At 59.7% G+C, this 19,492-nt stretch carries 18 protein-coding genes; 5 read left to right on the forward strand and 13 right to left on the reverse strand.

The window, feature by feature from the left end; genetic code table 11:
- Positions 1-6: 6 nt before the first annotated feature.
- The 13 genes from Q3Y64_RS09810 to dnaA all read right to left on the reverse strand — a co-directional run bounded on the left by Q3Y64_RS09810 (position 7) and on the right by dnaA (position 15,377).
- Positions 7-270, reverse strand: coding sequence for a DUF2282 domain-containing protein (locus tag Q3Y64_RS09810; RefSeq protein ID WP_101940492.1), 264 nt, complete (start codon positions 268-270; stop codon positions 7-9).
- A 101-nt stretch (positions 271-371) separates the two neighbouring features.
- On the reverse strand, positions 372-1,772 hold the full coding sequence (locus tag Q3Y64_RS09815; protein WP_303561403.1) for an MATE family efflux transporter: 1,401 nt from the start codon (positions 1,770-1,772) through the stop codon (positions 372-374).
- Positions 1,773-1,853: 81 nt separating this feature from the next.
- Positions 1,854-2,735 carry a helix-turn-helix transcriptional regulator gene (locus tag Q3Y64_RS09820; RefSeq protein WP_303561405.1) on the reverse strand — a complete coding sequence of 294 codons (882 nt, stop codon included), beginning with the start codon at positions 2,733-2,735 and terminating at the stop codon, positions 1,854-1,856.
- A gap of 109 nt (positions 2,736-2,844) precedes the next feature.
- Complete coding sequence (locus Q3Y64_RS09825; protein WP_303561407.1) at positions 2,845-3,744, reverse strand: histone deacetylase; 900 nt, start codon at positions 3,742-3,744, stop codon at positions 2,845-2,847.
- A 29-nt stretch (positions 3,745-3,773) separates the two neighbouring features.
- The gene (locus Q3Y64_RS09830) at positions 3,774-4,970 is read right to left on the reverse strand and encodes an amino acid aminotransferase (protein ID WP_101940497.1); all 1,197 of its coding nucleotides are present in this window, start codon (positions 4,968-4,970) and stop codon (positions 3,774-3,776) included.
- A 205-nt stretch (positions 4,971-5,175) separates the two neighbouring features.
- Complete coding sequence (locus Q3Y64_RS09835) at positions 5,176-5,790, reverse strand: YitT family protein (RefSeq protein ID WP_303561410.1); 615 nt, start codon at positions 5,788-5,790, stop codon at positions 5,176-5,178.
- A gap of 89 nt (positions 5,791-5,879) precedes the next feature.
- A complete protein-coding gene (locus tag Q3Y64_RS09840) occupies positions 5,880-6,356 on the reverse strand; it encodes an Lrp/AsnC family transcriptional regulator (RefSeq protein WP_101940499.1) in 477 nt (158 codons plus the stop codon).
- Between the two features lie 73 nt (positions 6,357-6,429).
- Positions 6,430-7,821: an amino acid permease gene (locus Q3Y64_RS09845; RefSeq protein ID WP_303561414.1), complete on the reverse strand. Its 1,392-nt coding sequence runs from the start codon at positions 7,819-7,821 to the stop codon at positions 6,430-6,432.
- Positions 7,822-8,026: 205 nt separating this feature from the next.
- Entirely contained in the window at positions 8,027-9,121 is a 1,095-nt protein-coding gene (locus Q3Y64_RS09850) for a Fic family protein (RefSeq protein WP_303561416.1), read from the reverse strand.
- Positions 9,122-9,292: 171 nt separating this feature from the next.
- Positions 9,293-11,770 (reverse strand): DNA topoisomerase (ATP-hydrolyzing) subunit B, encoded by a 2,478-nt coding sequence (gene gyrB / locus Q3Y64_RS09855; protein WP_101940507.1) that lies wholly within the window; start codon positions 11,768-11,770, stop codon positions 9,293-9,295.
- A gap of 43 nt (positions 11,771-11,813) precedes the next feature.
- Positions 11,814-12,131 (reverse strand): hypothetical protein, encoded by a 318-nt coding sequence (locus Q3Y64_RS09860; protein ID WP_303561419.1) that lies wholly within the window; start codon positions 12,129-12,131, stop codon positions 11,814-11,816.
- Between the two features lie 77 nt (positions 12,132-12,208).
- Positions 12,209-13,312, reverse strand: a complete 1,104-nt coding sequence (dnaN, locus tag Q3Y64_RS09865; protein ID WP_101940509.1) for a DNA polymerase III subunit beta — start codon at positions 13,310-13,312, stop codon at positions 12,209-12,211.
- Between the two features lie 640 nt (positions 13,313-13,952).
- Positions 13,953-15,377, reverse strand: a complete 1,425-nt coding sequence (gene dnaA, locus Q3Y64_RS09870; protein ID WP_216821615.1) for a chromosomal replication initiator protein DnaA — start codon at positions 15,375-15,377, stop codon at positions 13,953-13,955.
- Positions 15,378-15,649: 272 nt separating this feature from the next.
- Between dnaA and rpmH the strand changes: the two genes are divergently transcribed.
- Genes rpmH through mnmE form a run of 5 tightly spaced genes read left to right on the forward strand, consistent with a single transcriptional unit; the run spans position 15,650 to position 19,491 of the window.
- Positions 15,650-15,784 carry a 50S ribosomal protein L34 gene (gene rpmH, locus Q3Y64_RS09875; RefSeq protein ID WP_018604832.1) on the forward strand — a complete coding sequence of 45 codons (135 nt, stop codon included), beginning with the start codon at positions 15,650-15,652 and terminating at the stop codon, positions 15,782-15,784.
- A 2-nt stretch (positions 15,785-15,786) separates the two neighbouring features.
- Positions 15,787-16,188: a ribonuclease P protein component gene (gene rnpA / locus Q3Y64_RS09880; protein WP_254048164.1), complete on the forward strand. Its 402-nt coding sequence runs from the start codon at positions 15,787-15,789 to the stop codon at positions 16,186-16,188.
- The gene (yidD, locus tag Q3Y64_RS09885; RefSeq protein WP_101940510.1) at positions 16,185-16,394 is read left to right on the forward strand and encodes a membrane protein insertion efficiency factor YidD; all 210 of its coding nucleotides are present in this window, start codon (positions 16,185-16,187) and stop codon (positions 16,392-16,394) included. The genes rnpA and yidD overlap by 4 nt, the downstream gene beginning before the upstream one ends.
- 42 nt (positions 16,395-16,436) lie before the next feature.
- The gene (gene yidC / locus Q3Y64_RS09890; protein WP_101940998.1) at positions 16,437-18,164 is read left to right on the forward strand and encodes a membrane protein insertase YidC; all 1,728 of its coding nucleotides are present in this window, start codon (positions 16,437-16,439) and stop codon (positions 18,162-18,164) included.
- On the forward strand, positions 18,139-19,491 hold the full coding sequence (gene mnmE / locus Q3Y64_RS09895) for a tRNA uridine-5-carboxymethylaminomethyl(34) synthesis GTPase MnmE (RefSeq protein WP_303561429.1): 1,353 nt from the start codon (positions 18,139-18,141) through the stop codon (positions 19,489-19,491). Before yidC ends, mnmE begins: the two co-directional genes overlap by 26 nt.
- Position 19,492 lies beyond the last annotated feature (1 nt).

Raw genomic sequence — 19,492 nt, forward strand, 5'->3', positions numbered from 1 at the left:
GCCGGCTTACTTTTTAGCAGGAGCCTTGAGCATGCCACCCATCTTGGCGCAGGAACCTGCGGCCACCAGCTTGAAGGTATTCGGGTCATTGTCCATCTTCGACTGGCCGGCGCAGGAATGGGTACCGGCGGCCGAGGCACAGTCATTGGCACCGGCCTTGGCCACGCCGTAGCACTTTTCCTTGGCGTCGTCGGCGGCAAACGCCGGCTGCACTGCAGCCAGGGCAAGAATGGAAGCGAGGGCGGAAGTGGCGAGGATCTGCTTGTTCATGTTGGGTCTCTCCTGTCGGTTCATGTGGAGGCAGGAATTTGCCTCTCATGCGACAAGACAGGACGACCCGCCTGATCCTTACATCAGGCCTTGAATATTTTTCAGCTCGCCTGCGCCGTCAGCCGCTGCCGTGCCAGTGCGCGGCGCCGCGCGATGCGGGCCAGCGGTGTCCACCAGCGCCATTGCCAGCGCACCAGCACCACCAGGCCACGCAGGCATTCGTCGGCCATGTAACCCAGCCAGATGCCGGGCAGGCCGAAGCCGAAGTGAATGCCCAGCAGCCAGGCCAACACGGTGCCGGCCAGCACGTTGATGTAGATGCTGGTCTTGGCCGTGAACAGCACATCGCCTGCGGCGCGCAAGCCACCAGTCACCAGCACATTCAGCGCGCGGCCTTGCCCGGCCAACAGCTCGATGGCGAGGATGCTGGCGAGCAATGCCGGCACTTCGGGATTATCGGAAAACAGGGCGATGGCCTGCGGCATCAGCAACCAGGCCAGCAGGCTGCCAACACCGCTGGCGACGAGACAAATGCGCAGGGCGCGCCGCATCAGAACATTGGCATCACGCAGGCGGCCAGCGCCGACCAGATGGCCGGTGATGATCTCCACGCCGCTGGCCACCGCGTTCACCACCATGTTCACGATTCCGTTGATCTGCATGGCATAGGCATGCACGGCCAGCGCGGCGGTGCCGAGGCTGCCGGCCATCGCCACGGTGGCCATGAAGCACACCCGGAAGCCGATTTTCTCGCCGGCGCTGGGCAGGCCGATGCGCAGGATGGCGCGCAGCGGCTCGCGCGGCACATGCACCAGATCCAGCAGGCGCAGCCGCACACCCAGATGGCGTGCCCACATCCACACCAGCAGGCCGCACACCAGCGCCCGCGAGGCCAGCTGGCCCCAGGCCAGGCCCATCACGCCGAGCGCCGGCAGGGGGCCGACGCCAAACACCAGCGGCGCGCTGACCAGCACATGCAGCACATTCATCGCCAGCACCATGCGCATTGACACCTTGGTGAAGGTGAAGGCGCGCAGCACCGCGAACATGGTGATGTTCACCGCCTCGATGGCCATCGCCACGGCGATCACACGCATGAAGGGCACGGCCATCGCCATCAGCTCGGCGGGCAGATGCAGCACGCGCAGCAGCCATTCCGGCACGGCGCCGACCAGCAGCGCGGCGCAGAGGCCCAGCCACAGCGAGGTGGAGAAACCGGCGCGGGCCAGCGCCTGTGCGCCGGCGGCATCGCCCGCGCCGCGGCTTTGCGTGACCACCACACTGCTGCCCATGCTGACCACACGGAAGATGCGGTCGAACACGGTGCGCAGCTGGTTGGCCATGCCGAACACGGCTACCGCTGCGGCCGACACCTGGCCGGCCATCCACAGGCCGAGGGTACCGATGAGCATGAACAGCGCCATCTCGACGAAGATCGGCCAGGACAGGGAAAACAGCTCCAGTTCGGCGTGTTTTTCCCCGGCGGGTGACTTGCGCTGCATGAATCGTGCTCCTCTCTCTCGGACAAGGGCCGGAAGCGGCCCGCCCGCCCACTATGGCGGATCCGGGCAGCACGCTTTTGATCAGGATTTGCGTCTTGCCGCAGCTTCCGCCCGCTGGCATAACGCGCGACCACGCGCATTGAGCGGCTCGACTGGCAGATACATCAGCACCCGCCGCTCCTGCGGGACACGCCAGCAGCGCTCGGCCGGCTCGCGTTCAAGACTGGGGCGATCAATGAAGCGGCAGTCCAGTTCGTCGCGGATCCGGTCCACCAGCGCGGCGACAAAGCCGGTGCGTTCGTTGAACACGGTTTCGGTCACCACATAGTGCCCGCCGGGCAGGGTGAGTCGGTCCGCATCCAGCGGTGTGGGCAATTCGCTTTCAGGCACAAAATGAGTGAGCTTGACGCGATTCGCGCCACGCTCGGAAAAGGGATGGTCGCGGTCGTTGATGCGCCAGGAAAACAGATCATCGCGCCCGGCCAGCGTGCATTGCCAGACCAGATGCGCCTTGTACCAGCCGTTCTGGGCGTACAGCCCTTCATAGTCGAACTTCCACACCGTGCGCTCGGGCAGATAGACCAGCTCCAGAGGCTGCGGCACAGGTTCCGGCCGAATGATCGAGGGCACATCGCTCGGTGCGATGCCGAACTGCTTGCGGAAGGCATGCGTAAAGGCTGCGCTGGAGCCGTAGCCGGCTGCAAAGCCGATGGCCGTGAAGCGGCCGTAAGGCCCCTTGCCGATCAAGTCGAAAGCGCGCTGCAGGCGCAGGCGGCGCAGGGTCTGCATCGGCGATTCGCCACACAGGCGGCTGTACTGGCGCACCATGTGGGCCGGCGAGAGATTGGTGGCGGCCGCCAGATCCTCCAGCGTGACGTCCTCGTCCAGACTCGCCGCGATCTTGTTGGTGACGCGGCGCATGTTGCCGTTCTGGCGGCGATAGGCGAACAGGCTCAGGGGCATGGCAGCAGATGCTTGGAAGTCGATGCCGGCATGGCAGCGGCATGGATGGCAAAACCGCATTATGGCCGCAGGCTTCGCCAGCGGTACAGCGCCCGCCGCACCCACAGCTTCAGCCAAACAGGCGGGCAGCCAGCAGCACCGTGGCGGTGTGGATATCGACGATGTCCTCGATGTTGTCGGCATAGCCACCAGCCATGGTGACCGCCACCGGCACGCCGGCATCACGGCAGCGCGTGAGGACGCGGCGGTCGCGTTCGAGCAGGCCGGCCTTGGACAGGGCGAGGCGACCGAGCCGGTCGCCCGCGAAAGGGTCGGCCCCGGCCAGATAGATCACGCATTCGGGCCGCACGGCAAAGACCCGCTCCAGTGCGCCATCCAGCGCCGCCAGATAGGCCGCGTCGTCGCAATCGTCCGGCAGGCCGATGTCCAGATCGCTGCATTGTTTGCGAGCAGGGAAGTTCTTCTCGCCGTGGATGCTGAAGGTGAACACCGACGCGTCGCCTTCCAGGATGGCCGCCGTGCCATCGCCCTGATGCACGTCGCAATCGATCACCGCAATCTGGCCGAGGCCGTCTTCGGCCTGCAACGCGCGGGCGGTGACGGCGGCATCGTTGAAAACGCAGAAGCCGCTGCCCTTGTCGTGAGCCGCGTGATGCGTGCCGCCGGCGAGATTCACGGCACAGCCGCTGCCGGCCAGGGCCGCCCGGGCGGCGGCGAGCGTAGCGCCGGAGGAGCGCCGCGAGCGCTCGACCATCTCGGGCGTCCACGGGAAGCCGATCTCGCGTAACTCGCTGCTGCTCAGTGCGCCGCGAGCCACCCGCTGCACATAGTCCGGCGCATGGGCGCGGCATAGTTGCGCATCGGTCGCAGCGGGCGGAATCAGGAATTGCCCGGCATGAAAACGGCCGCTGGCGAGCAAGCGCTCGCGCAGCAGCCGGTATTTGCTCATCGGGAAGCGGTGTCCCTCAGGCAGGGGCAATACGAAGTGATCGGTGTAGAAAAGCTCCATGCCTGAAGCTTGCCACACCCATCACAGGCTTACGCCATCAGCTTCGCAAACGCTTCCGCCACCCGGCCGACGTTGCCATCGTTGAGCCCGGCCACGCAGATGCGGCCGCTGCGGATCAGGTAAATGCCGGCTTCTTCGCGCAGGCGATCCACCTGGGCGGCGGAGAGGCCGGTGTAGCTGAACATGCCGCGCTGCTCGACGAGGTAGTCGAAATTGCGTCCGGGCAGGCTGTTGCCCAGCGCGGTACGCAAGGTTTCACGCATCGCCAGGATGCGCGTGCGCATGCCTTCCACCTCGGCCAGCCAGGTCGTCTTGAGGCCGGCATCACCCAGTACCGTGGCGACCAGCTCGGCGCCGAGCATCGGCGGGCTGGAGTAGTTGCGGCGCACCGTGGCCTTGAGCTGGCCCAGCACACGAGCCGCGGCGTCCTCACTCTCACACACCACCGACAGGCCGCCGACGCGCTCGCCATACAGCGAGAAGATCTTGGAGAAGGAGTTGGCCACCAGGAAGGGCAGGCCTGCCGCGGCCAATGCGCGGATCGCATAGGCATCCTCTTCCATGCCCAGACCGAAGCCCTGATAGGCAATGTCGAGGAAGGGAATCAGTTCGCGGGCGCGCACGACTTCGATCACGCGGTCCCACTGCGCCGGCGTGAGATCCGAGCCGGTCGGGTTGTGGCAGCAGGGATGCAGCAGCACGATGCTCTTTGCGGGCAGCGCGGAAAGTGTCGCGAGCATGGCGTCGAAGGCCACACCAAGGGTCTGCGGGTCGAAGTAGGGATAGGTGTGGACCTTGAAGCCGGCGCCTTCGAAGATCGCCACATGGTTGTCCCAGGTCGGGTCCGACACCCACACTTCGGACTGCGGGAAATAGCGCTTGAGGAAGTCCGAGCCCACCTTCAGTGCGCCGGAGCCGCCAAGGGTCTGGATCGTGGCCACGCGGCCAGCGGCCACCACCGAGCTGTCTGCACCGAAGAGCAGGCCCTGGATCGCCTCGCGGTAGGGCTTCATGCCCTCCATCGGCAGATACAGGCTGGGCACCGCACGACGCCCGTCGATGCGGCCGTAGGCCTGCTGCACGGCGTCGAGCTGGGGAATCACGCCCTTGGCATCGTAGTAGAGGCCGATGGAGAGATTGACCTTGTCCGCGCGCGGATCGGTCTTGAAGGTTTCCATCAGCGACAGAATGGGGTCGCCGGCGTAGGCGTCGATATGCTGGAACATGGGTGGGTCCGTCGGGTCGATTGAGCGGTGGCGCGTACGAGTTAGAGGCTATCAGGATCTGTAGCGAGAGGCCGTCAGCGGGCTCATTTGCCAAATAAGGAGCAGCGCAGGAACCGGAGTGTATGTGAATACATGAGGATTCCGAGCAGCGCATGAGCCCCCTCAGTGACCAATGAGCGGCCTCGCAGCAAAATCGTGAAGCCTCTCAGGCTAGGTAGCGGTTCGGGCGATGATTCATGGCGATGATCAGGTTCAGGATCACCGCGCCGCACACCGAAGCGGCCAGCAGGGGCAGACTGACGAGGAACAGGGAAGTCAGCACGATGATCAGATCCACTCCCATCATCACTTTGCCGGCGCGGATGTTGTAGCGATCCTGCAGATACAGCGCAAGGATGTTAACGCCGCCGAGGCTGGCCTTGTGGCGGAACAACACGATGAAGCCCAGACCCATCACCGTGTTGGCGAAGATCGCGGCGTAGAAGGGATTCAGGTTGGAAATATCGATGAAGCGCGGGTGTAGTTCGGTGAACACCGAAACCAGCGCGATCGCACAAAAGGTTTTCACCACGAAGGCCTTGCCCATGCGCTGGAAGGCCAGCCAGTAGAAGGGCAGGTTGAGCAGGAAGAAGGCCACGCCGAACTTCACGCCAGTAGCGTAGTGGATCAGGAAGGCCAGACCGGCCATGCCGCCGGTGAGTGCACCAGCCTGTTTGAGCAGGCTGGCACCAAAGGAAACAACGAGGGTGCCGAGCAGCAGGGCGATGATGTCTTCAATCGCCGTGTGTGGAACGCGTTCAGGCAGGCTTGCGCTAGTCATGGAAAGCACGAAAATAATTTAATCGTGCAATTTTAAGACAAAAACGCACAAAGTATGCATTTGTTTCAGATATAACACCGATATGTGCTTCAGGATGCCGCTTGAGCAATCACCACGCCGGATTCCTTGAGCCGCTCCAGCACCACCGAGGTCCGCAGGTGGCCCACGCTGTTGCGCAGGCCGGCCAGTTGCTGAATCAGGCGACTCAGCTCGGCCAGATCCGCCACCGCCACCTTGAGCAGATAGTCGTAATCCCCGGTGAGCTTGAACACATCGCGGATCGACTCGGCCTGCCGCACGAAGGCATGGAACAGCTCGGTCGACTCCGGCGTGTGGTTCAGCAGGCGCACTTCCACCACCCCCATCACCGGCGTGCCGTCGGCCTCCGGCGAGAGCTGGGCGTGATAACCGAGGATCAGCCCGGCCTGCTCCAGGGCGATCCGCTTGCGCGAGCACTGCGAGGCGGAGAGCCCGATCAGGTCGGCCAGCTCCTGGTTGGTGAGGCGACCGTTATGGCGCAACAGATCCAGCATCTTGCGGTCGTTGTCGTCGATGGAATCACTCATGCCTGCAGGTTCCCGGTGAAGGATGGCGTAAAGAATCACAACGTGGCTGGAAGGCCGCGCTGCGAAGAGGCGACTACTCGGCTTCGGCCGGCAAAGGCTCGCCGAGCGCGGCTTGCGGCAGCCTGCGCCGCAGGGCATGGAAAGCCCACAGCACGATCAGCCACAGCGGGATCAGCGACACGGAGATGCGCGTGTCCGGCGTAAGCCACATCACCACCAAGATGCCGGCCATGAAAGCCAGGCACAGGTAGTTGGTCAGCGGCGCGGCCCAGCTGCGATAGCGCGGCGTCACGCCGCGCTGCGCCATGGCCTGACGAAACTTGAGGTGGGTGATGCTGATCATCGCCCAGTTAATGATCAGCGCCGCCACCACCAGCGCCATCAGCAGGCCGAATGCCTTGCCGGGCATCAGGTAGTTAAGCAGCACACAGCCCGCCGTGGCCAGCGCCGACACGCCCAGCGCCGCCACCGGAATGCCGCGCCGATTGACCCGCGCCAGCGCCTCCGGCGCGTTGCCCTGCAGCGCCAGGCCCAGCAGCATGCGGCTGTTGCAATACACGCAGCTGTTATAGACCGACAGCGCGGCGGTCAGCACCACCACGTTGAGCACCGTGGCGACCAGATCCGAATCCAGCGCATGGAAGATCATCACGAAGGGGCTGCCGCCCTCCTGGACCTTGTCCCACGGGAACAACGACAGCAGCACCGCCAGCGCACCCACATAGAAAATCAGGATGCGGTAGATGACCTGATTGGTGGCCTTCGGAATGCTGTGCGCAGGGTCGTCCGCCTCGGCCGCGGTGATACCCACCAGCTCCAGCCCGCCAAAGGAAAACATGATGATCGCCATGGCCATCACCAGCCCGCTGATGCCGTGCGGAAAGAAGCCGCCCAGCTGCCACAGGTTGGCCACGCTGGCCTGCGCACCGCCCTGCCCGCTCACCAGCAGATAGCCGCCAAAGCCGATCATGCCGATGATGGCCAGCACCTTGATGATCGAGAACCAGAACTCCATCTCGCCGAAAAGCTTCACATGAAGCAGGTTGATCGCATTGATCAGCACGAAAAAAAACAGCGCCGAGATCCAGGTCGGAATGCCGGGCCACCAGTACTGCACATAGATGCCCACGGCGGTCAGCTCCGCCATGCTCACCAGCACATACAGCACCCAGTAATTCCAGCCGGACATGAAGCCGGCCAGGCCGCCCCAGTAACGGTTCGCAAAATGGCTGAAGGAGCCCGCCACCGGCTCCTCGACCACCATCTCGCCGAGCTGGCGCATGATGAAGAAAGCCACCAGACCGGCAATCGCATAGCCCAGCAACACCGCCGGACCAGCCAGCTTGATGGTTTGCGCGATGCCGAGGAAAAGCCCGGTGCCAATAGCACCGCCCAGCGCGATCAGCTGGATGTGGCGATTCTTGAGGCCTCTCTTCAAGGCCGGATTTTTCTCGTGTGCAGACATGGATCTCGATACCGGAAGCAAATGAAGAGGTATGCAGAATTCCGCACAAACCATCCTCAAGGATCCGAAACCTTACACGATTCGTGCATCAAGGTCTGCTCATCCAATCCTGCTGGATTGCCCCGGCTCAAACTCCTCAGCGAAGATCGCCTTCAGATGCTTGGCGATATTCTGCTTGGTCATCCGGAACAGCTCGGCCATACATTCATGCTTCATCGCGCATGAGAATCTGGTTCAGCGCAAGATTGATGTAGTAGTTCGACCGACCAACTTTTCGCTTCTCCAAAAAGCCCGCCTTGCACAGCGCATCAAGATATTTGGTGGCGGTGAGACGGGTCACTTTCAGATCGTTCTCGATGAACTCGATCTTGGTGTAGGGGTGCTGGAACAGGCTGTTGATAAGGTCCTGACTGTAGAACCTGAAGCTTTCGCGAATGCGATGCTTGTAGTCCATAACGGCATCGCGGATCAGGGTGACCGTTTCAATGCTGTGCTGGGCGGTCTCTTCGACCGCACTGAGCATGTAGAGCACCCATTCTTCCCAGGCTGCAGCTTTATTGTCGCCCTCCCGCACGCTTTGCAGCAGGCGGTAGTAATCGGCCTTGTTGCGCACGATATGGCGAGACAGATAGAGCAGCGGAATATCGAGCAAGCCCTTCTGCATCAGGTAGAGCACATTGATGATGCGGCCGGTGCGGCCATTGCCATCGTAGAAGGGGTGAATGCTCTCGAACTGGTGATGGATGATCGCCATCTTGATCAACGCGTCGGCGTCGAAAATCGCATCGTCGTTGATGAAGCGCTCCAGATCGCTCATCAGGGCAATGATGGTGTCGGGCTCTTGTGGCGGGGTGTAGACAGTATTGCCTTGGCCGTCTTTGAGTGCGGTGCCGGGCAATTTGCGGAACCCAGCCCGGTTCTTTTCCAGCTCGGCCTGGATCTGGATGATGTGGTTACTGGTGAGCAGACCGGTTTGGATGACCAGTTCATGTCCGATGCGCAGCGCCTGAATGTAGTGACGCACTTCCTTGGCGGCAGGATTGCCCATGTCAGGGAAGGCGTCAGACTTGAAAAGCTCGTCATGAGTGGTGACGATGTTTTCGATGGCTGAGCTGTCCTTGGCTTCCTGCATCGCAAGGGTGTTGATGAGGATACCGTCGTTGGGCATGGAGGCAGCCAAGCCTTTGAGCTCGGCGAGCTTGCGGCCGGCTGTCATCGCCTTTTTGAGAATGGCAGCAGTTTCGAAGTGCTCCGGTTTCAATGCGCTCAGATTTTCCAAGGCTGAAAAAGCATCGCTCATGTGTAAACAGTCTCCGGTTTTCCTATACATGTTTTTGTGACATGTATAGAAAATAGCCGTTTTCTATACATTTATCGCGGACATGTATAGAAAACGGCTATTTTTTTAACTGCTGTTTTTAGGTACTGAAAACTAGATGCTTGAAAATAAAGTTTCCAATAAATCAAATATTTAAACGTCTATATTGCGGGCATTCAAGGCATTGCGCTCGATAAAATCCCGGCGCGGCTCGACCTGATCGCCCATCAGCGTAGTGAAGATTTCGTCGGCAGCGATGGCATCGTCGATCTGCACCTTTAGCAGGCGGCGCACGGCCGGGTCCATGGTGGTTTCCCACAGCTGCTCGGGGTTCATCTCGCCGAGCCCCTTGTAACGCTGCTTGCCAAGGTTGCGTTCGACTTCGTTAAGCATCCAGGTGATGGCTTCGCTAAAGCTCTTCACCGGGCTGGCCTTGTCGTTGCGGCGCATGGTGGCACCTTCACCGATCAGGCCGTTGATGAGCTGGCTGGCACGGCGGATGGTGACGTAATCGCCGGAGACGATGAATTCCGGATCGATCACGGTGCGCTTGATGTTGCCGTGATGCATGCGCTCAAGCGTGAGTTGCCAGGCTTCGTGAATCTCGTTGAACTCGGCAATCACCGTGACATTGACCGGTGCAACAACCTGCAGGCGCTGGGCGGAGGCCCGGGTAGCAGCTTCATCCACAAGGCTCAGCTCGATATCGTGGGCCATGGCGGCTTGCAGCACGTCTGGATCGATCCAGCTGGTGAGGCGGTTGATGACGGCTTCGGCGAGCAGGTAGGCACGGGCCATTTCTTCGAGGGCAGTGCCTTCTATGGGCGTAGCGCCTTCGCGCGGCAGCAGCGAAGCGCCATCAAGGGAAAGCTTGAGGAGGTGACCGGAGAGCTCGTGATCGTCCTTGATGTACATCTCGTTGCGGCCGTGCTTGATCTTGTAGAGCGGCGGCTGGGCGATGTAAATGTGGCCACCTTCGACCAGCTCGGGCATCTGGCGGTAGAAGAAGGTGAGCAGCAGGGTACGGATGTGGGCACCGTCAACGTCCGCATCGGTCATGATGATGATGCGGTGGTAACGCAGTTTTTCGGGCTTGTAGTCGTCCTTGCCGATGCCGGTGCCGAGCGCGGTGATCAGGGTGGTGATCTGCTCGGAGGAAATCAGCTTGTCGAAACGCGCCCGCTCGACGTTGAGCACCTTGCCGCGCAGCGGCAGGATGGCCTGGAACTTACGGTCACGGCCTTGCTTGGCGGAACCACCGGCGGAGTCGCCCTCGACGATGTAGATCTCGCACTTGGTGGGATCCTTTTCCTGACAATCGGCGAGCTTGCCGGGCAGGCCGATGCCATCCAGCACGCCTTTGCGGCGGGTCATTTCGCGAGCCTTGCGGGCCGCTTCGCGGGCACGCGAGGCTTCGACGATCTTGCCGCAGATGGTCTTGGCATCAATCGGCTTTTCGAGCAGGAATTCGGCTAGCTTGGCGGCTACAACTTCTTCCACCGCCGGACGGGCTTCGCCGGACACCAGCTTCATCTTGGTCTGCGAGGCAAATTTCGGATCCGGCATCTTGACCGACAACACGCAGGCCAGGCCTTCACGCATGTCATCACCTGAGATATCGACCTTGGCCTTCTTGGCGATCTCGTTTTCTTCGATGTACTTGTTGATGACGCGGGTCATCGCCGCGCGCAGGCCGGTAAGGTGGGTTCCGCCGTCGGACTGTGGGATGTTGTTGGTGAAGCACAGTACCTGTTCCTGGTAGCTGTCGTTCCACTGCATGGCAACTTCGACCGTCAGCTCGACGTTCTGAACCTGGCCGGTAGTCACCAGCGTAGTGCCCGCGGCGTAGAAAACGTTCGGGTGCAGGGTGGTCTTGGCGCGGTTGATGTAGTCGACAAAGCCTTTCACGCCACCGGAGAAGGCGAAATCCTCTTCCTTGTTGTTGCGCTGGTCGACCAGCTTGATCTTCACACCATTGTTCAGGAACGAAAGCTCGCGCAGGCGCTTGGCAAGGATTTCGTAGTGGTATTCGATCTTGCCGAAGATTTCCTCATCAGCCAGGTAATGAACTTCGGTGCCGCGCTTTTCAGTGTCACCAATCACCTTCAGCGGCGAGACTTCGACGCCGTTCTGGATCTCGATTTCACGGTTGATCGCTTTGCCCTTGTTGAACTCGATGAAGTGCTTCTTGCCATCACGACGCACGGTGAGACGCAAAAACTTGGAGAGCGCATTCACGCAGCTCACGCCCACGCCGTGCAAGCCGCCAGAGACCTTGTAGCTGTTCTGGTTGAACTTGCCGCCAGCATGCAACACGCACATCACGATTTCAGCTGCCGAGCGCTTGGGCTCGTGCTTGTCATCGAACTTGATGCCGACCGGAATACCGCGGCCGTTGTCGGTGACCGAGATCGAGTTGTCGGTGTGGATGGTCACCACGATGTCGTCGCAGTGGCCGGCCAGTGCTTCATCGATAGCGTTATCGACCACCTCGAACACCATGTGATGCAGACCGGTGCCATCGGAGGTATCGCCGATGTACATGCCGGGGCGCTTGCGCACGGCTTCCAGACCTTCGAGCTGCTGGATGCTGTCTTCGTCGTAGGCGGGTTGCTGGTTCTGTTCGGACATGGTGTTCCTGTTTCAGGGATATTCGATGGGCAGGATCAGGCGCTTACTTGCGCGCCTGTTCGCTGGCGTCGATGAGGATCAGGCGGCTGTCAGCGTTGAATACCAGCCGGCCCTCACCCTTGTAGTAGCTTTCGGTACTCCAGGCATCCGAGCCGAAGTAGTAGGGCAACCAGCCCACGCCACCGGACTGGGCATCCACGGCAGCAGGCCTGCCAATCAGCTGCTCAACTTCGCTGCGGCTCATGCCGATCTCGAGGCGGACAAACCGCCCGCCAGCAAGTGGCTGACCCACGATACGACCGGCCAGCTGCTCACGTCCGCTGATCTCGCGTACCTGCTCCCGGGCTGCGTGAGGCGGCAAGGGAGCAGGCGCAGAGCAAGCCGTGAGGACGGCTGCGCAAAGGATCAGGAAGCAACGAAGCAAGGCTGCATCCATGCTCAGATTCGCATCGGCATCACGACAGCCTTGAACTGCTCATTGCCAGGCAGGGTGAATAGTGCGGAGGACATCGGCTCGTTGAGGTGGATCTCGACGGTATCGGTGACCACGTTGTTCAGCACATCGAGCAGGTAGGTCACGTTAAAACCCAGCTCCAGGCTGTCGCCCGAGTAGGAGATTTCGAGCTCTTCCTGGGCCTCTTCCTGCTCGGCGTTGGAACTGATGATACGCAGCAGGCCAGCTTCGAGCACCACACGCAGGCCACGGAACTTCTCGTTGGTCAGGATCGCAGCTCGCTGCAGGGCAGAGAGCAGGCTGGCACGATGCACCGTGACCAGCTTCGGATTGCCTTGCGGGATCACCCGTTCGTAATCCGGGAACTTGCCGTCGATGAGCTTGGTGATCAGCTCGATCGGGCCGAAGCGGAAGCAGGCTTGGTTGCCGGTAATCACGATCTCGACCGGATCATCGCTGTCGGCAAGCTGGCGGGTGAGTTCCAGCACGGTCTTGCGCGGCAGGATCACCTCGGTTTTCTGGAATTCCTCTTCGAGTGTGTTGGACGACAGGGCCAGGCGGTGGCCATCCGTGGCCACCAGACGCAATTCTGTGCCCATCACCTGCATCAGCAGGCCGTTCAGGTAGTAGCGGATGTCTTGAGCGGCCATAGCATAGGCTACTTGGGCCAACTGGCGGCGGAAATCTTTCTGTGGCAGACGCAGGGTGAGGCTTTCACCCGTGTTGAGCTGCATGCGCGGGTAATCGGCGGCAGGCAGGGTCTGCAGGTTGTAGCGGCTCTTGCCGGCCTTCAGCGTAAGGCGCTTGTCGTCCAGCAGCAGGCTCACTTCGCCATCAGGCAGGGCGCGCAGGATGTCCTGCAGTTTGCGTGCGCCCACTGTGATCGAAGCATCCTCACCGCCCCCTTGAGAAATCTGGTGGGTGGTGATCTGGATCTCGATGTCTGTAGCCAGCAGGGTGAGCGTGTCACCTAGCTTCTCGATCAGAACATTCGACAGGATCGGCAGGGTATGGCGTTTTTCAACGATGCCTGAAACCGACTGCAAAGGCGCCAGCAAGGCATCACGACTGCTTGTTAACAAGAGCATTTATATAAACCTCCTATTATTTATATATCGCGCCATTTTCTGTGGATAAGCACAAAAAAAGCAATTGATTCAAAAGCTTGACCATGTTCATGAAGCTGTTGGAAAGGGTAGGGACAAGTGTGTGTGCAAATGTGGAGCGTTTTTGCCTGACTAGCTTGAAACCTACTTGTTCACAATTCCTTCCCAGGGCTTGCCTGCTCTTGTCCACATTCCTGCCGCGTTCCGGAGCTTGTTCATGATCTTACTGCGAGGCAGCGATCGGGAGTTCCGGGCGTTCTTCATTCCGCTGACGATTTCTTGCAATAGATCGTCAGCAGTCTTTCAGGAATTTTCAGTTTGCCAATCCACTCACCTAGCTTCCATCTGGACGGAGGCCGCAGGCTTTGCAGCTGACTGTTCTGTTGTTAACAAGAGTTCTTATATAAACCTATTACTACTAATATATCAGCCACTTTTCTGTGGATAAGCCTTTAAATTCTTTTTTATTCAACAGCTTAACCCTGTTCATTAGCCTGTGTGCAGGAGCACTTGAAGCTTGTGGGGGAGTGGGGATGATTTCTGGCACAAGCGGCAAACCCGTTCTTGTCCACATTTGCTCCGCTGCCACTCCCATGCTTGTACACAGGCTGTTTGTCGCTTTTTATCCCCTCAAGGTCTGGGTCAGGACGTGCAAATCATGGTTGAGTTGCTGGTCGCCGAGGCGCAGTTCAGTCACCGTGCGGCAGGCATGCAGTACCGTTGTATGGTCGCGCCCGCCAAAAGCATCACCAATGGCCGGCAGTGAAGCCGGGGTGAGCTCCTTGGCCAAGTACATGGCGATCTGACGCGGACGTGCAATGTTGCGCGTACGTTTCTTGGAGAGCAGCTCGGCAAGCTTGATCTTGTAGAAGTCCGCCACGGTCTTCTGGATCAGTTCAAAGGTGATCTGACGGTTGTGCGCTGCGAGCAGGTCGCGTAGTGCTTCACGGGCCAGCTCCAGGCTGATTTCGCGGCCATGGAAGCGGGCGTAAGCCACGACCTTCTTGAGCGCACCTTCGAGTTCGCGCACGTTGGAGCGCAGGTTCTTGGCGATCAGAAAGGCCACGTCATCCGGCAACGGCACGTTGTCGAACTCAGCCTTCTTCTTGAGAATGGCAATGCGCATCTCGAGCTCGGGCGGTTCGATCTGCACCGTAAGGCCCCAGTCGAAGCGGGAGATCAGGCGGTCTTCCAGACCCTGGATATCCTTAGGATAGGTATCGCAGGTGATCACGATCTGCTTCTTGGCTTCAGTCAGCGCATTGAAGGCGTGGAAGAATTCTTCACGTGTACGATCCTTGTTGCCGACGCCGAGGAACTGGATGTCGTCGATCATCAGCAGATCCAGCGAACGGTAGTAGCGCTGGAATGCGTCGAAGTTCTTTTGTTGATAGGCACGCAGTACGTCGGAGAAATAGTCCTCCACATGTACATAGCGCACCACAGCCTTCGGATTGTGGCGCAATACCTCGTTGCCGATGGCGTGGATCAAGTGCGTCTTGCCCAAGCCAACACCGCCATATACGAAGAGCGGGTTGTAACTGCTGCCAGGGTTGTTGGCGACCGAAATGGCGGCAGCGCGGGCCAGATCGTTGGCGCGGCCGGTCACCAGGGTGTCGAAGGTGAAGGCCGGGTTGAGGCGGGTCTTTTCGTAGGCAGTGCTGCCACCGGTATGAATCGCCGGGGCTTCGATTACATTGCCTGAAGCCTGGCTTGCAGTCTTGGGCAGGCTGTTGGAAATGGACTGTGGAGAACTTGGTGCCGCAGCCGGACGGGCTGGTGTTGCGGTTGGCTTCTTGCCGGGAGTGCCAAGTTCCAGACTCAGTACGGTGGGGGCGCCGAAAAATTCAGCGGCCAGTTCTTCAAGGCGGCGCTGATAGCGCTCGCGCACCCATTGGAGGACGAAACGGTTGGGCGCGCAGAGTTTGATACCGCCCGCTTCTCCAGCTTCGGCTACCTCGAGCGCACGGATCCAGGTGTTGAACTGCTGTGCGGGCAGTTCATTCTCCAGGCGGGCCAGACAGGCATTCCAGAAAGCTTGACTCACGGTTTGTTCGGATCTTGTTCTTGTGTCCAGCGCTGCTGCGGCTGGAGGGGGCTGCCCCGGGTTGATCAATCCAGCCCTGCCGTGTGCGGCAAGGGCTGCAGGCTGTGTCTTCCGGCGTGGCGGAAGATTGGTGCCAAGAGGGAGAATTCTACAGTTTTACCCCAGATTTATCCACAGGCAGACTGCGCCGCTGAAGGAAGTCTCTATTGACAAACCGCTTGAGAAAATATCTAATCGCGAGTTCGCCGCATCAGTTCGATTAGGGAAAGATCATGAAACGCACGTATCAACCTTCTGTGGTTCGTCGCAAGCGCACCCACGGTTTTCTGGTTCGCATGGCCACCAAGGGTGGTCGCAAGGTGATTGCTGCTCGTCGCGCCAAGGGCCGTCATCGCCTGGCAGTCTGAGCGTGCTCGTCGCGGGTTCGGAGCTGCACTTGGCACCGGCCGGTTCAGTCCAACCGCAGACAGGGGCACGGTCTTTCAGACCTGCCTATCGCTTGTGCAAAACGGATGAGTATTCATCCGTTTTTGCTTTCAGGAAGGCGGTGCGTGGGCGCTACTTTGTGCTCCACTACCGTCCTTCTGAAAGCCCCACTGCCCGTCTCGGTGTCGTCGTGGCCAAGAAACTGGCCCGTCGCGCCGTGCTGCGCAATCTGATCAAACGCATGGCTCGCGAATGGTTTCGCCATACGCGTGAAACCTTGCCGCGCCATGATTTGATCCTGCGCCTCAACGCTCCTGCGCTGGGCGTAACGCGTGCCGATCTGCGTCAGGATCTGGCTGCTCTCTTCAAGCGTCTGCCGAAGTGAAAACACTCCTGCTTGCGCTCATCAAGATCTATCAATATCTCGTCAGTCCGTGGCTGGGCAGTCGCTGCCGTTTTTACCCCAGTTGTTCGGCCTATGCGGCCGAAGCCTTGCAGCGGCACGGCTTGCTGAAAGGCCTTAAACTGGCGGTCTTTCGTCTGGCCCGTTGTCACCCTTGGTGCGATGGCGGCCACGATCCGGTTCCCTGAATCAGGTTTCAAACATCCCTCACCCGAGTCTTCATCATGCAGATGGATTTCAAGCGTCTTATCCTGATGGCAATTTTTGCCTTCTCCCTGGTCATGCTGTGGGAGCGTTGGCAGGTCTACAAGAATCCGCCGCAAGTTCCAGTAGCTGCCCAGTCTGCTGCGCAGGATGGGTCTATTCCGGCACCGATGGCATCGGCTACGGCTGGTAATGCTCCAGCTGCCGGTGCAGTACCCGGTGCGACCGACAGCAAGATTGGCGTCTATGCCAGTGCAGCGAAGGCGGTGGTGAAGACCGATACGATGATCGCGACGGTTTCCGCTCAAGGTGGTGACATCATTCGTGTCGAGCTGACTCAACACAAGACCAACGAAGACCATCGTAGCTGGCTGAATCTGGCCAAATCGATCTTTGGTCAGGGTTCTCAGCAAGAGGATAGCCGCAAGAATTTTGTGGTGCTGCAGGAAGAGGGCGCACATTTCTATGTCGCCAACACAGGTTTGATTGGCGAAGGTTTGCCGACCCACAAGACCCTGTTTGAACTGAAGGCAGGTGAATACACGTTGCAGGATGGCAAGGATGAAGTGCAGCTGCGCATGAGTGCGCCAGCCGTCAATGGCGTGGCTGTCACCAAGGTGCTGACTTTCAAGCGCGGTTCTTACCTGATCGATGTGAGCTACGAAGTAAACAACGCTTCAGCCAATCCGCTTGCCACGACGGCCTACTTCCAGCTGGCGCGCGATGACAAGGCTACTGAAGGTAGTGGTGGCATGTTTGGTGGGGTGAGTGCCTATACTGGTCCGGCTGTATTCACTCAGGAAGGCAAGTTCCAGAAAATCGATTTCAAGAAGATCGCAAAGGACGAAGCCAAGTATGTGAAAAGTGCCAAGGATGGCTGGATGGCCATGGTGCAGCACTATTTCGTGAGCGCTTATCTGCCGGCTGAGGGCTTGCAACGCGATTTCTATACCCACAAGATTTCCGAGGGTGTGTTTGGTGCTGGCATCAAACTGCCGCTGACTGCTGCAGCTGGTCAGACCGCTAAGCTGTCGGTACCGCTGTATGTTGGCCCGCAGGAGCAGGACAAACTCAAGGCACTCGCCCCCGGCTTCAATCTGGTGGTGGATTATGGCTGGGTGACCGTGATTGCCGAGCCGCTGTTCTGGGTGCTGTCCGTGATCCACAAGCTGGTGGGTAACTGGGGCTGGGCCATCATTATCGTGACCCTGTTGCTCAAAGCGGCCTTCTATCCGCTGTCTGCTTCCAGCTATAAGTCCATGGCCAAGATGAAGAACGTGATGCCGCGCATGAAGGCGCTGCAGGAGCGTTACAAGGACGACAAGATGAAGCTCAATCAGGCCATGATGGAGCTCTACAAGACCGAGAAGGTCAACCCGATGGGTGGCTGTCTGCCGATTCTGGTGCAGATGCCGGTGTTCATCGCGCTGTACTGGGTGCTGCTGGGCGTGGTCGAGATGCGTCAGGCTCCCTGGGAATTCTGGATTACTGACTTGTCGGTGAAGGACCCCTACTTTGTGCTGCCGATCATCATGGGCGTGACGATGCTGATCCAGACCAAGCTCAACCCGACGCCGCCGGATCCTGTGCAGGCCAAGGTGATGATGCTGATGCCGATCATGTTTACCTTCATGTTCCTGTGGTTCCCGTCCGGTCTGGTGCTGTACTGGGTGCTCAACAACGTGCTGTCGATCGCACAGCAGTGGTACATCACACGGTCCATCGAGAATGCAGGTGCCAAGCCAGCAAAGTGATGTAATTGCCGCCATCGCGACCGCTCCCGGTCGCGGTGGGATCGGCGTGGTCCGGGTGTCCGGCCCGGATCTCGCCGGCTTTGCACAGACCCTCACCGGGCGCTCTCCCAAGCCTCGCCACGCTTCGCTGGCCAATTTCCTTGATGCGCATACGCAAGCCATCGATCAGGGCTTGCTGCTGTATTTTCCTGCGCCGCATTCCTATACCGGTGAAGACGTGATTGAGCTGCAAGGTCACGGTGGTCCGGTCGTCATGCAGATGCTGCTCGCACGCTGTGTGGAACTCGGAGCGCGAATCGCCGAGCCTGGGGAATTCACCCGCCGAGCTTTTCTGAACGAACGCCTCGATCTGGCTCAGGCTGAGGGCGTAGCAGATCTGATCGACGCGACGACCAGCGCGGCTGCGCGTTCAGCCGTGCGCTCTCTGTCTGGGCGTTTCTCTGGCGAAATCCATACCTGGCGTGACAAGCTGGTCGATCTGCGCATGCTGGTCGAAGCCACGCTGGACTTTCCCGAAGAGGAAGTCGACTTCCTGGAAGCTGCGCGCGCGATTCCACGTCTTGAAGCGCTGGGTGTCGAGTTGCAATCGATCCTGGTTCGGGCCAAACAAGGGAGCTTGCTGCGCCGGGGACTGCAGGTGGTGCTGGCGGGTCAGCCCAATGTGGGCAAGTCCAGCCTGCTCAATCAGCTTTCGGGTGAGGATCGGGCCATCGTTACAGACGTGGCCGGCACGACCCGCGATGTGCTGCGTGAAGCCATCCAGATCGAGGGTATTCCGCTCCACATCATTGATACGGCGGGTTTGCGTACAACCGAGGATGTGGTCGAGAAGATCGGTATCGAACGTTCATGGCAAGAGATTGCCGGCGCAGATGTCATCCTGCGCATGGTGGATGCTGGTGTCGGTATCACGATGGCTGACCATCAGATTGATGCTCGCTTGCCGGCAGGTGTGCCGGTAATCTGGGTTTTCAACAAGATTGACCGTAATGGTGAGTCGCCTCGCAAGGATGTACTCGAAGGTGGAACAGGTGTGTGGCTATCTGCCAAGCAGGGGAGTGGTGTAGAACTACTACGTCAGACCCTGTTGCAGATTGCAGGTTGGGAGTCACATGGCGAAGATGTGTATCTCGCCCGTGAGCGTCACCTGATTGCCTTGCGCGAGGCTGCTGAGCATGTGAGTCTGGCCTTGCAACTCGTGAAACAGCTTGATCTCCTGGCCGAGGAATTGAGATTGGCTCAAGAAGCTGTGAATACCATTACTGGTGAGTTTGGCGCCGACGATCTGCTCGGTGTGATCTTCTCCCGTTTCTGTATAGGCAAGTAAT

Source organism: Uliginosibacterium sp. 31-12, from assembly GCF_030548425.1.
In the GTDB taxonomy this organism is placed as follows: Bacteria; Pseudomonadota; Gammaproteobacteria; order Burkholderiales; family Rhodocyclaceae; genus Uliginosibacterium; species Uliginosibacterium aquaticum.

Bases quoted from the DNA above. Each gene is read 5' to 3' on its own strand.
- Q3Y64_RS09840 (WP_101940499.1), bottom strand. From the start codon at position 6,356: ATGAGTGATTCCATCGACGACAACGACCGCAAGATGCTGGATCTGTTG.
- Q3Y64_RS09845 (WP_303561414.1), bottom strand. From the start codon at position 7,821: ATGTCTGCACACGAGAAAAATCCGGCCTTGAAGAGAGGCCTCAAGAAT.
- Q3Y64_RS09850 (WP_303561416.1), bottom strand. From the start codon at position 9,121: ATGAGCGATGCTTTTTCAGCCTTGGAAAATCTGAGCGCATTGAAACCG.
- yidC (WP_101940998.1), top strand. From the start codon at position 16,437: ATGGATTTCAAGCGTCTTATCCTGATGGCAATTTTTGCCTTCTCCCTG.
- Q3Y64_RS09835 (WP_303561410.1), bottom strand. From the start codon at position 5,790: ATGACTAGCGCAAGCCTGCCTGAACGCGTTCCACACACGGCGATTGAA.
- mnmE (WP_303561429.1), top strand. From the start codon at position 18,139: ATGCAGGTGCCAAGCCAGCAAAGTGATGTAATTGCCGCCATCGCGACC.
- gyrB (WP_101940507.1), bottom strand. From the start codon at position 11,770: ATGTCCGAACAGAACCAGCAACCCGCCTACGACGAAGACAGCATCCAG.
- rpmH (WP_018604832.1), top strand. From the start codon at position 15,650: ATGAAACGCACGTATCAACCTTCTGTGGTTCGTCGCAAGCGCACCCAC.
- Q3Y64_RS09810 (WP_101940492.1), bottom strand. From the start codon at position 270: ATGAACAAGCAGATCCTCGCCACTTCCGCCCTCGCTTCCATTCTTGCC.
- Q3Y64_RS09815 (WP_303561403.1), bottom strand. From the start codon at position 1,772: ATGCAGCGCAAGTCACCCGCCGGGGAAAAACACGCCGAACTGGAGCTG.
- Q3Y64_RS09830 (WP_101940497.1), bottom strand. From the start codon at position 4,970: ATGTTCCAGCATATCGACGCCTACGCCGGCGACCCCATTCTGTCGCTG.
- dnaN (WP_101940509.1), bottom strand. From the start codon at position 13,312: ATGCTCTTGTTAACAAGCAGTCGTGATGCCTTGCTGGCGCCTTTGCAG.
- Q3Y64_RS09820 (WP_303561405.1), bottom strand. From the start codon at position 2,735: ATGCCCCTGAGCCTGTTCGCCTATCGCCGCCAGAACGGCAACATGCGC.
- Q3Y64_RS09825 (WP_303561407.1), bottom strand. From the start codon at position 3,744: ATGGAGCTTTTCTACACCGATCACTTCGTATTGCCCCTGCCTGAGGGA.